This window comes from Actinomadura geliboluensis (assembly GCF_005889745.1).
GTDB classification, from domain to species: Bacteria; Actinomycetota; Actinomycetes; order Streptosporangiales; family Streptosporangiaceae; genus Spirillospora; species Spirillospora geliboluensis.
In genome coordinates this window covers 1-14171 of sequence record NZ_VCKZ01000248.1, presented here as the reverse complement: position 1 = coordinate 14171, position 14171 = coordinate 1, and the positions used below count along the sequence as shown (strand labels likewise).

The 14171-nt window shown below is 72.1% G+C and carries 16 protein-coding genes; 8 read left to right on the top strand and 8 right to left on the bottom strand.

Annotation, left to right across the window (positions count from 1 at the left end):
* Positions 1-543 (bottom strand): TIGR03086 family metal-binding protein (locus tag ETD96_RS28395; RefSeq protein WP_138639561.1); only part of this gene is annotated, 543 nt, incomplete at its 3' end.
* 111 nt (positions 544-654) lie between these two features.
* Between ETD96_RS28395 and ETD96_RS28390 the strand changes: the two genes are divergently transcribed.
* Together ETD96_RS28390 and ETD96_RS28385 are read left to right on the top strand one after the other, a co-directional pair.
* Positions 655-1821 carry an acyl-CoA dehydrogenase family protein gene (locus tag ETD96_RS28390; protein WP_138639560.1) on the top strand — a complete coding sequence of 389 codons (1167 nt, stop codon included), beginning with the start codon at positions 655-657 and terminating at the stop codon, positions 1819-1821.
* A 120-nt stretch (positions 1822-1941) separates the two neighbouring features.
* Positions 1942-2454 (top strand): TetR/AcrR family transcriptional regulator, encoded by a 513-nt coding sequence (locus ETD96_RS28385; protein WP_171069275.1) that lies wholly within the window; start codon positions 1942-1944, stop codon positions 2452-2454.
* Positions 2455-2467: 13 nt separating this feature from the next.
* Here the strand turns inward: ETD96_RS28385 and ETD96_RS28380 are convergent, their stop codons facing one another.
* Positions 2468-2668, bottom strand: coding sequence for a hypothetical protein (locus ETD96_RS28380; protein WP_138639558.1), 201 nt, complete (start codon positions 2666-2668; stop codon positions 2468-2470).
* Between the two features lie 196 nt (positions 2669-2864).
* Between ETD96_RS28380 and ETD96_RS28375 the strand changes: the two genes are divergently transcribed.
* Entirely contained in the window at positions 2865-3395 is a 531-nt protein-coding gene (locus ETD96_RS28375) for a DUF6199 family natural product biosynthesis protein (RefSeq protein ID WP_138639557.1), read from the top strand.
* Between the two features lie 62 nt (positions 3396-3457).
* On the opposite strand, the gene ETD96_RS28370 is transcribed toward ETD96_RS28375, so the two are convergent.
* Positions 3458-4441, bottom strand: a complete 984-nt coding sequence (locus tag ETD96_RS28370; RefSeq protein WP_138639556.1) for an alpha/beta fold hydrolase — start codon at positions 4439-4441, stop codon at positions 3458-3460.
* Between the two features lie 103 nt (positions 4442-4544).
* On the opposite strand from ETD96_RS28370, the gene ETD96_RS28365 reads away from it, so the two are divergent.
* Positions 4545-5039: a nuclear transport factor 2 family protein gene (locus ETD96_RS28365; RefSeq protein ID WP_138639555.1), complete on the top strand. Its 495-nt coding sequence runs from the start codon at positions 4545-4547 to the stop codon at positions 5037-5039.
* 25 nt (positions 5040-5064) lie between these two features.
* Positions 5065-5589, top strand: a complete 525-nt coding sequence (locus tag ETD96_RS28360) for a GNAT family N-acetyltransferase (RefSeq protein ID WP_138639554.1) — start codon at positions 5065-5067, stop codon at positions 5587-5589.
* Between the two features lie 34 nt (positions 5590-5623).
* Here ETD96_RS28360 and ETD96_RS28355 read toward each other — a convergent pair whose 3' ends face one another.
* From ETD96_RS28355 to ETD96_RS28340, 4 genes are all read right to left on the bottom strand, one after another.
* A complete protein-coding gene (locus ETD96_RS28355; RefSeq protein ID WP_138639553.1) occupies positions 5624-6148 on the bottom strand; it encodes a DinB family protein in 525 nt (174 codons plus the stop codon).
* A 59-nt stretch (positions 6149-6207) separates the two neighbouring features.
* Entirely contained in the window at positions 6208-6897 is a 690-nt protein-coding gene (locus ETD96_RS28350) for a class I SAM-dependent methyltransferase (protein WP_138639552.1), read from the bottom strand.
* Positions 6898-7440: 543 nt separating this feature from the next.
* Complete coding sequence (locus ETD96_RS28345; protein WP_138639551.1) at positions 7441-8097, bottom strand: hypothetical protein; 657 nt, start codon at positions 8095-8097, stop codon at positions 7441-7443.
* A gap of 418 nt (positions 8098-8515) precedes the next feature.
* The gene (locus tag ETD96_RS28340) at positions 8516-9445 is read right to left on the bottom strand and encodes a hypothetical protein (protein WP_138639550.1); all 930 of its coding nucleotides are present in this window, start codon (positions 9443-9445) and stop codon (positions 8516-8518) included.
* Positions 9446-9634: 189 nt separating this feature from the next.
* Here ETD96_RS28340 and ETD96_RS28335 point away from each other — a divergent pair, with 189 nt between their 5' ends.
* The 3 genes from ETD96_RS28335 to ETD96_RS28325 all read left to right on the top strand — a co-directional run bounded on the left by ETD96_RS28335 (position 9635) and on the right by ETD96_RS28325 (position 13049).
* Positions 9635-10636, top strand: a complete 1002-nt coding sequence (locus ETD96_RS28335; RefSeq protein ID WP_138639549.1) for a hypothetical protein — start codon at positions 9635-9637, stop codon at positions 10634-10636.
* Positions 10637-10675: 39 nt separating this feature from the next.
* Entirely contained in the window at positions 10676-11746 is a 1071-nt protein-coding gene (locus ETD96_RS28330) for a quinone-dependent dihydroorotate dehydrogenase (protein WP_138639548.1), read from the top strand.
* 67 nt (positions 11747-11813) lie between these two features.
* On the top strand, positions 11814-13049 hold the full coding sequence (locus ETD96_RS28325) for a sodium:proton exchanger (RefSeq protein WP_138639547.1): 1236 nt from the start codon (positions 11814-11816) through the stop codon (positions 13047-13049).
* On the opposite strand, the gene ETD96_RS28320 is transcribed toward ETD96_RS28325, so the two are convergent.
* The gene (locus ETD96_RS28320) at positions 13042-14106 is read right to left on the bottom strand and encodes a methyltransferase (protein WP_274704648.1); all 1065 of its coding nucleotides are present in this window, start codon (positions 14104-14106) and stop codon (positions 13042-13044) included. The two genes, ETD96_RS28325 and ETD96_RS28320, sit on opposite strands and share 8 nt — an antisense overlap.
* Positions 14107-14171: the final 65 nt, after the last annotated feature.

Sequence of the window (14171 nt, the reverse complement as noted above, 5' to 3'; positions counted from 1 at the left end):
GGAGGCGAGGGTGTCCTCCGGGGCCGGTTGCGGCGGGCCGAATGGGGTGCGGTCGGGTGGGACGTCGGCGAGTCGGGCGCGGGTGAACTCCAGGATCCGTTCGACGATGCCGTCCGGGAAACGGGGGTCCTGGCCGGTGGCCTGGGCGATGTCCCAGCCGTGGACGACGGCCTCGGTGGCGCGCAGGCGCGCGGCGGCGCTGCCCGGGATCGGGCCGATCGGGCTCTGGAAGGTCTGCTCCAGCACGCCCGGCCGGGCGAGTTCGGCGATCAGTTCACGGGCGCCCTTCCGCTGGGCCGCGGCGGCGTCGTCGCCGAGGGCGTCGTTGAACTTCGGATCGCGGGCGCCCGGCGCCGGAGGTTCCTCACCGCGCAGGGTCGCGGTGAACACGCGGTCGCCGATGACCAGGTGGTTGACCACGTCGCGGACGTCCCAGTCGGTGCAGGGAGTCGGGTCGTTCCATTGGTCGTCACGGACGCCGGCGACCAAGTCGCCGGCCGCCGCCAGCAGCGAGGCGAGGTCTTCGACGGGTGATGGGGTCATGCGCTGACACCTCCGATACAACAGGTAGCCGCAACGTTACTCACCGTCCCCGACAGAATTCGGAGGAAGCCCCTATCGCTGGACCATACTTATGAGTATGGTCTCCGTACCATGGAGTACGGAGACGAGATCGTGCAGCGCGTCAGGGAACTGGCGCCGCTCCTGGCGGAGCGCGCGGAGGCCGCCGAGGCGGCGCGGCGGCTGCCGGACGGGACCATCGCGGACCTCGCCGCGACCGGGCTGTTCGGGATGCTGGTCCCGAAGCGGTTCGGCGGGGCCGAGCTGGGGTTCGAGGCGATGGCGGCGGCGTGCCGGGAGGCGGGGGCGGCGTGCGCGTCCACCGGATGGCTCTCGGTGATCTACACGCTGCACAACTGGATGGTCGGGCTGTTCCCCGAGCAGGCCCAGGCCGAGGTGTGGGCGGAGCGGCCGTACGCGCTGATCCCGTGCGCCCTGTCGCCGTCCGGCACCGCGGAGCCCGTGGACGGCGGCCACACCATCACCGGCCGCTGGGGATGGGGCAGCGGCGTCATGCACGCCGACCACGTGATGGTGATGGCGCTGGTCACGGTGGACGACGCGATCGAGCCCCGGCTGTTCCTGATCCCCCGCGCGGACGTGACCGTCCACGACGTCTGGCACACCAGCGGCATGCGGGGCACGGGCAGCAACGACATCGAGGTGGCGGACGTGTTCGTCCCCGCGCACCGCTCGGTGCCGATGCTGGAACTGGCCGAGGGCCGGTCGCCCGGGTCGCGCGTCCACCCGGGGCCGCTCTACCGGACGCCGCTGGTGCCGGTGTTCGCGCTGACCGGCGCGGCGCCCGTGCTCGGCGCGGCCGAGGGCGTCCTCGCGCGGTTCACCGAGCGGATGTCGACCCGCGTGATGGCCTACAGCGGCCAGCGGCAGCGCGACCTGATGAGCGGGCAGATCCGGTTCGCCGCGGCGACCGCGGACCTGGCAGCCGCCCGCCTCCTGCTGGACGGCGCGCTGGGCGACGTGACCGCCGCCATCGCCGAGGGCCGTCCCCTCGACATGACGGAGCGGGCGCGGGCCCGGCTGGTCGCGGCGCACGTGGCGGTGACCGCGCGGCGGGTCGTGAACGAGCTGTGCTCCGCGGCGGGGGCGAGCGCGCAGTTCACGTCCTCCCCGTTCCAGCGGGCGCAGCGCGATGTGAATACGATCTCCGGGCATGTGGTGTTCGACCCGGACGCGGCCTACGCGCTCTACGGCAGGATCGGGCTGGGCCTCGACCCCGGCCCGGTCGTCCTCGTCTGACCGGCGGCGGGCGCGGGCATGACGTCCCCCGGTGAGCCGGGCATGACGCCCCGGACGAGGACAACCCGGACAAGGACAACCCGGACGAGCACGGCGCGGACGAGCACGGCGCGGACGAGAATGGCGCGGCGGGACTGGATCGAGGCCGCCTACCAGGAGCTGGCCCGCGCCGGCGAGCGCGGCGTGACGATCAACGCGCTCGCGGCCCGGCTCGGCGTCACCAAGGGCAGCTTCTACTGGCACTTCACCGACCGTCCCGAGCTGATGCGGGCGCTGCTCGACCGGTGGGCGCACGAGCGGACGGACGAGGTGCTCGGCCTCTCCCTCGGCAGCACCGCCGACCCGCGCGAGCGGTTGCGCCGCATCCAGGCGCTCGGCCGGGAGGTCGCCCCGATCGACCGCGCCATGCGGTTGTGGGCGCAGCACGAGCCCGCGGCGGAGGAGGCGGTGCGGCACGCCGACCGGGCCCTGCTCGGGCACATCGCCGCCTGCCTGGACGATCTCGGCTTCGGCGCCGAGGAGGCGCGGCTGCGCGCCCGGCTGATGCTGCGCTCCTGGGTCGGCGGCTACCTCATGCCCGGTGAGGACGGCTCCGACCTGTACGAACGCACGCTGGAGATCCTGCTGGCGTGACCCGGCCGGGCGGCTAGTCCGCGCGTCCCGGCCTGTCGCTCGCGCCCGTCCCCCGGCGCTCGATGCGGCCCTCGATGTCCTGCTCGGCGTCGTGGGTGCTCGGGCCCTCGTCCGCGTCGAGGTGTCCGGGGGCGTCGCTCGCCCCGGTGCCGACCCGGTGGATGCGCCGCCGCATGTCCGCTTCGGCGTCCTGGCCACTGGCTCGCTGGTTCATATCGGGCTTCCCCCGCTTCCGGATGGACCGGTCGTTGTGCTGTTGCTACCCCGCCGACCTGCGCTAACCCTCCGGCGCCGGGGCTCGGGGGTGCTGCGGCGGGCACGAGGGCGGGCACGGCGGCCGGCTTTCGGATGAACCGAATCGCGTTCCGGCGAGTCCGATGGTGAACCGCCCGCGCCAGGGAAGGACTCCCATGACAGCTCTGATCGCCCTCATGTTCGTCTTGGCGGCCTGCTGCCTGCTCCTCGCGTGCGTGGACCAGCGGAAGCTCTACTGGAAGACCGGCGCCTGGCAGTACCGGAACCCGGAGGCCAACGAGCCTTCCGAGTCGGCGTTCGCCATGCGCCGGGCCTCGCTGGTGATCGGCGCCGTGGTTTTCGTGGTCATGGGGTTCGTCTTCAAGGCGGCGGACAGTTCGCTCGACTACTCCACCGCGCAGGTGAGGTCGGTCGCATACGCGGCGGCCTCGGAGCTGGACCGGGGGTCGGGGACGGGGCTCGGTTCCAGCTACCGAGCGGGGAGCGACGTCTTCGATGCCGTGCAGGAGGAGGGAAACGGCAACGTGAGGATCCGGCGCGCCGGCAGCGGCAAGTACGAGCTGACGAATCGCAAGGGCAAGAACCCCGTCTGCCTCACCGTCACGGTCGACAACAAACTGAGGCTGGGCGGGTCCGACCCCTGGAGCCATTCGATCAGCACGTCCGTGGACGAGGGCACCTGCTGACACACCACCGGCCCGGCGGCGTTGGCGGTGGCGGTGGGGATCTGGGCCGCTGACGCCGTCGGTCAGCCGAGGCGCGCTAGGAAGGCGAGCATCGCTTCGTTGACCTTCGCCGGGGCCTCCGTCTGCACAAAGTGTCCCGCTCCTTCAACGGTGTGGACGTCGCGCAAGCCCGGCACCAGGCTCTCCATCTGCTTCAGAGCATTCGACCCCATCATCTGCAGGACGGGGTCACGCTCGCCCACAAGGAACATCGTCGGGACGGCGACGGGCTCGTCCGGACGATCCTGCTTCTCTCTCCACACATGGTCGTAGGCCCGGTACCAGTTGAGGCCGCCGGTGAACCCCGTCCGGCGGAACTCGTCGACGTAGTAGGCGAACTCCTCCTGCGACAGCCACGGCCAGGGCAGAGGCGGGGCTTCCGGTAGTACGTCCAGGTAGCCGTTGCCTTCGCTGGGGTGCTGCCAAATGTCGAGGTACCGGTAACCGCCGCTGAGCGCCCAGAACACGTTCGCCAGGAAGCGCTCTGGCTCGGCCACCAACTCCCGGTCGGCAGGCCCCTCCTCCTGGAAGTAGTGCACGTGGACGAAGTGCTGTTCGGCCATCCGCGCGTAAAGCTCGGTGGGCGGACGGCTGGAAACCGGCATGCGCGGCACGCTCAGCTGCATCAGCGCCTTGACTCGTCCAGGGGCCCATTGAGGCAGGTCCCAGACGAGAGCGGCTCCGAAGTCATGTCCGACGAAGACGGCCTCATCGATGCCTAGGCCATCCAAGAGCCCGACCATGTCCGCGACGGTGCGGCTCCGGTCGTACTGCTCCGGCGAGGCGGGACGGCCGCTGCGTCCGTAACCGCGCATGTCGACCGCGATGGCCCGGTACCCGGCCGCCGCCAGCACCGGCAACTGGTGGCGCCAGCTGTACCAGAGGCCGGGGAAGCCGTGGCACATCACCACGGGAAGCCCCTGCTCCTCACCCGACTCGGCCACGTGAAGCGCGATGTCGCCGACGTCGAGCACGCGGTGCCGGACGTCCTCCTCGCCAAGGCTCATGCCGACGATCCTCGGCGCCCGTCCCGCCGCGGTCCGCTCCCCTCCCGTTCACCGGGACAGGGGACTGGACGGACCGCCGGCCGTCGGCGAAAGTCGAGCCACCATGCCGCAGCCACCGAGCCCCGACCTCGCCGCGCGCGTCGCGCGGCTGGAGGCCGTCGAGGCCATCAAGGCCCTCAAGCACCGCTACCTGCGCGCCTGCGACGCCAAGGACCCCGCGGAGTTCCGCGCGTGCTTCATCGCGTCCGGCGCCTCGATCGACTACGGCCGGCTCGGCGCCTTCGACGACGCGGACGGCATCGCCCAGGTCTTCGAGCGGATCGCGCTGCAGAAGATCGACGGCCGGAACGCGATCCTCGACATGCACCACGCGCTGCACCCGGACATCACCGTGCACAGCGAAACGAGCGCGTCCGGCCGCTGGACGCTGAAGTTCCGCCAGGTGAACCTGTTCGACAACACCGAGACCGTGGCGACAGGCGAGTACGACGACGAATACGTCATCGAGGACGGTCGCTGGAAGATGTCGAAATGCCACTTCCACCGCTACTGGTCGATCACCCGCCCGATCGGCCCGGACTGCCGCGTCGACCAGTAGGCCGCCCCGGCTAGAGTTCCGCCCGATGGACACGACATTTCGCACGGCCGACCCGGCCGACGTCCCCGCCCTCGTCGCACTGATCGAGAGCGCCTACCGCGGCGACGCCAGCCGCGCCGGCTGGACGACCGAGGCCGACCTCCTCGGCGGTCAGCGCACCGACGCCGAGGCCGTCACGGACGTCCTGACCAGCCCCGGCTCGCGCATGCTCGTCGCCGAGACCGGCGGCGCCCTGATGGCGTGCTGCCAGTTGGAGAACCGGGGCGGCCACGCCTACTTCGGCATGTTCGCCGTCGCCCCGTCCCGCCAGGGCGGCGGCCTCGGCAAGCAGGTCCTCGCCGAGGCCGAGCGCGTGGCGCGCGAGGAGTGGGACGCGACCGAGATGCACATGACGGTGATCAGCGCCCGCGAGGAGCTGATCGCCTGGTACGTCCGCCGCGGCTACGCCCGGACCGGCGAGACGAGCCCCTTCCCCTACGGCGACGAGCGCTTCGGCCTGCCCAAACGCGACGACCTGGAGTTCGAACTCCTCGTGAAGAAGCTCACCTGACGGCCCCGCGCCCACTCGCCCGACGGCCCCGCGCCTATTCGCCGGTCACGCCGTCGGCCAGTTCCCGGACGATGTCGAGGTGCCCGACATGCCGGGCGTACTCCTGCAGCACGTGGAACAAGATCCAGACCAGTGCCGGCCGGTGCTCGGACGGCCCGAACCCGCCGCCCGTACGCGCCGGGTCCTGCAGGTCGGCGCCCGCCACGATCTCGCGCGACCGTGCGCATTCGTCCAGGAAGAGCCGCTTGAGACCGTCCACCGACTCCTCCGGGCCGACGTGCCAGCGACCGCTGCCGGGGTCGCGGTCGCCGTCGACGTCGTCCACCCGCTCGGCGGCGAAGCCCCAGCGGAACCAGCGCCGCTCGACATAGGCCAGGTGCTTGAGCAGCCCGAGCGGCGTCCAGCCGGACGGGAGCCTGCTCGTGCGCAGGTCGTCCTCGGGCATGCCGTCGAGTTTCCGCAGCAGCGCGGACCGGTAGTGGTCGAGGTAGCCGAGCAGGAGTTCGCGGGTGTCGGTCAGCGTGTCCGGCGGTTCGGGCACCGGGGATGAGTCGGCCATACGGCGGACGCTAGCTCCGGCGCCGCCCGTGCCGCCACGCGATTATCGGCCCCGCCGCGTCACCGCGACGGTGCGGGCACGAGCCGGAAGGCGATGAAAGCCGGGAGAGCCTCCAGGTGGGCGTAGTCCTCCGGGTAGCGCTCGGCCATTTCGGGGACGGGACGCGGCTCCAGCAACTCCTCGATGAGGAAGCCGGCCGCGCGGAATTCGGCGCAGATCGACGTCAGGGGGCGGCGCCAGGCCCGGATCGGCCAGTCCCGGTCACCGCTCAGGGACTCCTCGACCGGCTCCTCCGTGAAATAGGAGCCGCCGAGCCGCATCCATGCCATGGTCGGGTGCTCGGTGGAGAGGACGAGGGCACCGCTGGGCTTCAGGATCCGGCGCAGTTCCGACAGCAGCGCCACACGGTCGTCGATGTAGTGCACGGCCAAAGCGAGGACGACGAGGTCGTACGCGTCGTCCTCGACCCACGTCAGTGGCTGGGACAGGTCGTGGACGCGCAGGTCGGCGCGGCCCCCGGTGCGCGCGCGGGCCATGTCGACGAAGGTGGGGCTCGCATCGCAGCCGGCGACGCGAGCCCCGCGCTCCAGCAGCTCGGCGGCGTACAGGCCGGGGCCGCAAGCGGCGTCGAAGACCGCCAGCCCGCCGACGTCACCGGCAAGACCCAGCACGGCCGGACGGTCGTAGAGGGCGTTGTAGGCACTGTTCTCGGCATGGGCCGCATACTCGCGGGCGAATTGCTCGTACATGCCCCCGATCGTGCCAGAAAGATCGACTGCCCCTGTCAATATGTCCCACCACGGCGGGTCAGCCTCACGGGTGCCGATGGTGCCGCCTTCTGCTTGAGCAGGAGCAACGCCTCTCAGGCCACACGCCCTTCACCACCGAGCGAGTGTCTCTTCACCAAGGGGCAAAACCACGTTCGGAAGCGCCACACGAACCGGGGCGGGCCGCGGCCGGTGCCTGCGGCAGACCGTCCCACGGTGCGGCGGCAGCGCCTGCGTGCCGAGCTTCGCAGGGCCAGGGACGAAGCCGCTCTCACCCGGAGCAGGTCAGCAAAAACCTCGACTGGCCCCTTTCGCAAGTCATTCGCATCGAGTGCGGCGCGGTCAATTTCTCGACCACCGACCTCAAGGCGATACTCTCGCTCTACGCCATCGAGAGCGGTCGCCTCGACGAACTCGCACAATTGGGCAAGGCGGTGCGTGAACGCACTTGGCGGAGCGGCTACCTGAAAGTGCTGCCGCCGCATTTACGACCTGATCGGTTACGAGTCCGCGGCCCCCATCGGGTCAGCGGGGCTTCTCCCTGTCGCTCGCCGCGGTCTCCGCCCGGTCGGGGTCGTAGATGTACCCGGTGTAGACCATCCCCTTGACCGTCGTCCGGGTCGGTTGGAAATGCCGCGGCGACAGCGCGCAGAAGCCGCTGCAGACCACTTCGCGGAAGACCTGGTCCGAGACGATCAGAGCGACGTTGCGTTCCGGCCGGCAGTCCAGGTGCCGGCGGAGCGGGCGGGCGTCGACGAGCCGGCTCACGACCACCGGCGCGTCCCCGGCCGGCCCGAGCGAGGCCGGCCATCCCATGATCAGTGCTCCGTGGTGGAAGGAGAGCCGGACACGCACCCGGGGATGCCGGGACGCCCGGCGGTTGGCCTCCGCGAGCGCGCGTTCGAGGGCGGGGGCGAACACGCCGATGACCGTGACGATGTCCGCGTCCCCCGGCAGTACCGCCAGTTCTCCGTCGCCGCTGACCTGCTGCAGCCACTGGCCCCTGTCCAGGCCGGCCGCCGCGGCGGCGGCCTCGATCGACTCCTGCAGGACCTGCTGTGCCTGCAACTGGAGGCGGGGCGGCCGGGCGCTGTACCCCTGGATGTCTATCGCGAGCAGGAATCGGAAGAGCAGCCGTGCGGCGGAACCCGACTCGGCCGGCGGTGCTGGAGTGATCGTCATATGTGCCCTCGCCCCCATCTGGCCCTGGTGCGACTCTGGTTGGCCTCGGCTCAAGAATCGCACTTCGCCGGGCCTTTTTGCAGCCACCTGGAGGACGGCAGGGAGCACACTGACATATGTCATTTGGCCACGCTTCGCAGAGCCAGCAGGCAGGCTGCGTGTATTACAGCAAATGACTCGGAGAGGCCGCTGGTAGCCGCACCAGAACAATGAGACGCCTGGCGATCTGCCACCTGACAGACTGATATCTACTGCAAGCTATCTGTCGGGTTATAGTTCTATTATCTCCCTACTCGCGCCCGGAAGCGAGGGTGTTCGCGGTGGGAGATGGAGGCCATTCGGAATGGGGAGAAGGCGCGGAGGGTTCGCGGACCCCGACCGACCCGCGAGACCTCCGCGCCTTCGCTCGTGGGGCGCGTCAGTAGCCGCCTCCTGCGGCGCCTGCAGCCTTCTTACCGGTGGGGGTGGTCGCCCACCAGACCCCGCCGACGCCCTGGCCCTTCGTGTCGCCGGGCTGCTCGTCCTTCTCGTAGTAGTACATGGGCCAGCCGTTGATGGTGAGCTGGCACTTGCCGTCGTCCTTGCGTTCGATGAAGCCGACGACCTTCTTGCTGACGCCTTCGAGCTTGAGCTTCTTCCAGCCCTTGAAGGTGGCCGGGGGCCACGCCTTCTTGCAGGCGCCGAAGCAGTTGGTGGTCGGCGGCTTGTTCGTGTCCCTGTCGTAGCGGTACAGCGTCCGGCCGTCGCCGTCGGTCAGGATCAGGCCGAGCTTCGGGTCGTTCTTCGCCTTGACGACCGTCCAGCCCTTCCAGCGGTTGTCGGTCTTGGCGGGAGCGGCCTTCTTGCCGGTCGGGGCCGCGGCGTACCAGGTGCCGCCCACGCCCTGGCCCTTCACGTCGCCCGGGCCCTGGTCCTTGGCGAACCGGTACAGCGGCCATCCGGCGAGGGTGACCTGCCAGGTGCCGTCGGGCCGCTTGACCTTGCCGACGAGCGACTGCTCCACACCGGTCGCCTTGATGTCGCCCTGGCCGGCGACGGCCGGCGGCCAGGCGCGGGCGCACGCGTCAGCGCAGGTGGACGCGGGCGGGCGCGCGGTGTCGTTGTCGAACCGGTACAGCGTCATGCCGTTCCCGTCGGTGACGACCTTGCCGAGCTTCGCGACGCCCGCGACCTCCAGCGCGGTCGGCGCCGCGGCGGGCGCGGGCGGGGCGGCCGGCGCGGCCTGCGCCTGGGAGCCGGCGGCGGTGTTCTGCCCGCCGCCGGGGCGCTCCTGCCCGCAGGCGCTCACGACGAGTCCCGTCGCGGTCAGTGCGGCCGCTAGGGGGATCACCCAGCGTGGGAATCTCATGGCGTTGTCCTCCCGGTCATCTGGGCCCCGGCTCCGGTCCAGGTCCCGTCCCGCGATCCGGGGCGAGCCGCCGCGCCGCTCGCCCGGATCGACGAGGAGTACGGTGAACCGCACGGAAGGGGTTCAAGCCGGGAACCGCGGACCCATCGGACGGGTCAAAGCAGGGCGAAGGCGACAAGGAAGGCAGCGGTGACCGGAGACGAACCCGCGGGCGGCACGATCGACCTGACCAAGCGGCCGACCAGCAGACGTCCGGAACCCGAGCGGCAGGGCCCTGCCTGGATCGTCGTCCCCGCCCGTGTCGTCGCGCTGATCGTCGTGCTGCCGCTGCGGCTCGTCCACGACCTGTTCGTACTGCTCGGCCGCGGCCTGCGCGGCACCGGGCGCACGCTGTACCGGTGGCTGCTCGCCCCGCTCGGCCGGCTGGCCGCCGCGATCGGCCGCGGCATCGCCGCCGTGCTGGACTTCCTCCTGCTGCGGCCGCTGCGGTGGCTCGCCGTCGTGGTGGTCCTCGGGTTCCTGCGCTGGTTCGGCCGCGGGTCGGGACGGCTCGCCCGGTGGTTCTACCGCGCGCTGATCGCCCCGGTCGGCCGGTTCTTCGCGATGCTCGGACGCGGCCTCGGCCGGCTGCTGGAACTCGTCCTGCTGCGTCCGCTGGTGTGGCTGATCGGCGTGCTCATCGTCCTGCCGGCGACGCTGCTGTGGCGGTACGTCCTGCGCCCGCCGCTGCTCGTCCTCGGCTGGCTGTGCCGGGTCGCCTGGAGCGGCCTCACCTGGCTCGGACGCGGGACGCTCCTCGTCCTCGGCGCCCTCGCGGCCGGGGTGGTCTGGTCGTGGCGGGCGCTCGGGCGGTGCCTCGGCTGGCTGGGACGGGTGCTGTTCGTCATCCCGGCGCGGGCTCTGTGGCGGTACGTTCTCGCTCCGATCGTCGCGGGGGCGGTGGGCGCGTGGCGGCTCGCGGCGCGCTTGCTGCGCTGGCTCTGGCGCACGTTCGTCGTGCTCCCGGTGCGGGTCGTGGTCGTCGTCCCGGCCCGCTGGGTGGGGACGAACGTGCTGCGGCCGATCGGGCACGGCATCGCCGCGGCGTGGCGGGTCTCGGTGCTGGAGCCCGCCCGGTCCGTCCGCCGGACGATGCGGCAGGCGACCCGGGACGTCCGCCTGGCCCTGCGCCGCACCTTCCGCGGGCACTGATCGCAGGCCCGCCGGAGGCGGCTGAGATAATCGAGCACGATGTATCGATTCCTGTTCTCCGTGGTCATCACCCGCGTCCCGGCCGAGGCAGCGCACCACCTGACGCTGCGGGGGCTGCGCGCGATCCAGGCCGTGCCCGGGCTGGCGCCGCTGCTGCGGCGGCTGCTCGCCCCGCGCGACCCGGCGCTCGCCGTCCACGCGCTCGGGCTGGACTTCCCGAGCCCGCTCGGGCTCGCCGCCGGGTTCGACAAGGACGCCGTCGCCTACGAGGCGCTCGGCGCGTTCGGGTTCGGCCACGTCGAGATCGGGACGGTCACCGGCCGCCCGCAGCCCGGCAACCCGGCCCCCCGGCTGTTCCGGCTCCCGCCCGACCGGGCGGTCATCAACCGGATGGGCTTCAACAACGCGGGCTCCGAGGCCGCCGCGCGGCGGCTGCGCGACCGCCGCCCCGGCACGATCGTCGGCGTCAACATCGGCAAGACGAAGGTCGTCCCCGAGGCGTCCGCCGCCGCCGACTACGTCGCCAGCACCGAGCGGCTCGCCCCCTACGCCGACTACCTGGTCGTCAACGTCAGCTCCCCCAACACGCCCGGCCTGCGCGACCTCCAGGCCGTCGAGCACCTCCGCCCGCTGCTGACGGCCGTGCGGGAGGCCGCCGACCGGGCGTCCGCGCGCCGCGTCCCGCTGCTGGTCAAGATCGCCCCCGACCTGGCGGACGACGACGTCGACGCGGTCGCCGACCTCGCCCTCGACCTCGGCCTGGACGGCATCATCGCGACCAACACCACGATCGGCCGGGACGCCCTGCTCAGCCCGCCCGCCCTGGTCAAGGAGACCGGCGGGCTGTCCGGCGCGCCGCTGAAGGAGCGCTCGCTGGACGTCCTGCGCCGCCTGCGCGCCCGCACCGGCGGACGGCTCGCGCTCATCTCCGTCGGCGGCGTCGAGTCGGCCGACGACGTGTGGGAACGCGTCCGCGCGGGCGCGACCCTCGTCCAGGGCTACACCGGGATGATCTACGGCGGCCCGTTCTGGGCGCACCGCGTCAACCGCGACCTGTCCCGCCGCCTCCGCGCGAGCACCTTCCGCACCCTGGACGAAGCCCGCCGCTGACCGCGTCCCGCCCGGCCTTTCCCCGGCCCGCGCGCATCGGCGGGACGCCTGCGGGCACCGTGCCCGTATGGCCGGCGAGTTGATCACCCGCAGGACGCTGCTCACCCGGATCGCGCTGGCGCTGCTCCTCGGCGTCCCCGCCGCCGTCACCCGGGCCGGCGGGTTCGACCTGCCGGCGGTCGCGGCCATGGTCGTGTACGGCGCCGGGGTGCTGGCCGCGGCCGTCCTGCTGATGTGGGCCGCGGAGACCGCGCGCGCCGACATGTCCGGGGCACTCGCGCTGGCACTCCTCGCCCTCATCGCGGTGCTGCCCGAGTACGCGGTCGACCTGTACTACGCCTACGCCGCCGGAACACGGCCGCAGTACACCGCCTATGCCGCCGCCAACATGACGGGCGCGAACCGGCTGCTCGTCGGCGTCGGCTGGGCGCTGGTGGTGCTGGCGTTCACGCTCGGCGTCCGCCGCGTCTCCGGACGGGGCCGGCACGCGGCCCCCGGCACCGGCCGCCGCGACGTCATGCTGACGAAACGCCACCGCGTCGAGCTGGGCTTCCTCGCGCTCGCGGGCGTCCTCGGCTTCGTCCCCGCGCTGGTCGGCGAGATCGGCTGGTACATCGCGATCGTGCTGATCGCCGTCTACGCCCTCTACCTCGCCCGGATCGCGCGCGACCGCGGCCAGGACGTCGAGGAGCTCGCGGGCGTCCCCGCCCGGCTGGCCGCGCTGCCCGCCCGCCGCCGGCGCCTCGCGACCTGGACCGGCTTCGCCCTCGGCGCCGGTCTCGTCTTCGCGTCGGCGAAGCCGTTCGCCGACGCGCTCGTGGACGCGGGCGCCGCCCTCGGCATCGACGAGTTCCTCCTGGTCCAGTGGCTCGCGCCGCTGGCGTCCGAGGCCCCGGAACTGCTCGTCGCGGTCATGTTCGCGTGGCGGCTGCGGGACGCCGACGCGATCGGGACGCTGCTGTCGAGCAAGGTCAACCAGTGGACGCTGCTGATCGGCACCCTCCCGCTCGCCTACCGGCTCGGCGGCGGCGCCTGGTCACTGCCGCTCGACTCGCGCCAGACCGAGGAGGTGCTGCTGACCGCCGCGCAGACCGTCCTCGGCCTCGCCCTCCTCATCGACCTGGTCTTCAAGCGGTGGGAGGCCGCCGCGCTGTTCGCGCTGTTCGCGGTGCAGTTCGTCCTGCCGGACGAGACCGCCCGGCTCGTCCTGTCGGGCCTCTACCTGGCGATCGGCTTCTCCGTGCTGATCCAGCGGCACCGCGACCTGGGCGCGGCGATGTCGGCGGTCGTCCGGCCTAGATGAAGAAGCCGTCAGCGATCAGCTCCGGCAGCACCGCGTCGGCGTGCGCGCGGACCTGCTCCGCGTCCATCCCCGTCAGCTGGGCGATGGCGCCGAGCAGCGGATCGAGGGGCAGCGTGCCGTCGCAGACCCCGGCGAGACCGGCCTCGACCGTCCCGACCCCGGCCGCCCGGCGCAGCCGCCGGGTCTGCCGCAGCACGATCCGCTCCGGGTCCTCGGCACCGGGCGGGCCGACCTGTTCCTGGACGAGCCCGTCCGCCGCCGCGAGCAAATGTCCACAGGCTGTGGAAAACTCCGCACCCTTCCGGAGCCCGTCCAGGATCTCGCCCGCGTAGGCGCCGACGGGCTCCTCGACGGCGTGCCGCAGCTCCTCCACCCGCACCACGGGACGCTCGCTCCGCCGCAACGTGATCCACCCGAACCCGACCCCGACGACGCCCCGCCGCTCGAAGTGATCGAGCCACGCGTCGTACCGCGCCCGGTACTCGGGCGTCCCGGCCTCACACGAATCCCGGAGCCACAACTCGGCGTACTCCGCCGGATCCTGGACGTCCCGCTGGACGATCCACGCGTCGCAGCCGTCCACCCACGCGCCGACGCGCTCGTCCCACGGCACCCCGTCGATATGCAGCCAATTCGCCAGGAGCTGGCAGTATCCGCCGTCTTCCAGATACCGCGCCGCCTCGCCGACGAGCCGCCGGCAGAAGTCGTCCCCCGCCATCCCCGACTCGCGGTAGGTGAACCGCGGCCCCTCCTCCGGCGCCACCACGAACGGCGGGTTCGACACGATCAGATCGAACCGCCGCCCCCGGACGGGCTCCAGCAGCGCCCCCTCCAGGAACTCGACCTCACCCTCCGGCGCACCGGACAGCGCGACGCTCATCCCGGCAAGATCGAGAGCCCGCGGGTTGACGTCCGTCGCGGTGATGCGCGCGCCCGGATTCCGGCCCGCCACGTGCACCGCCTGGACGCCGCAGCCCGTCCCGACATCGAGCACGTTATCCACAGCCCTGTGGACAACCAGCCGCGCCAGGCTCCCGGAAGCACCGCCCGCACCCACCACATGATCCGCCGCCGGAACGCCCCCGGCCCCCGGCCGCACCTTGAGATCGGACACGACGTACC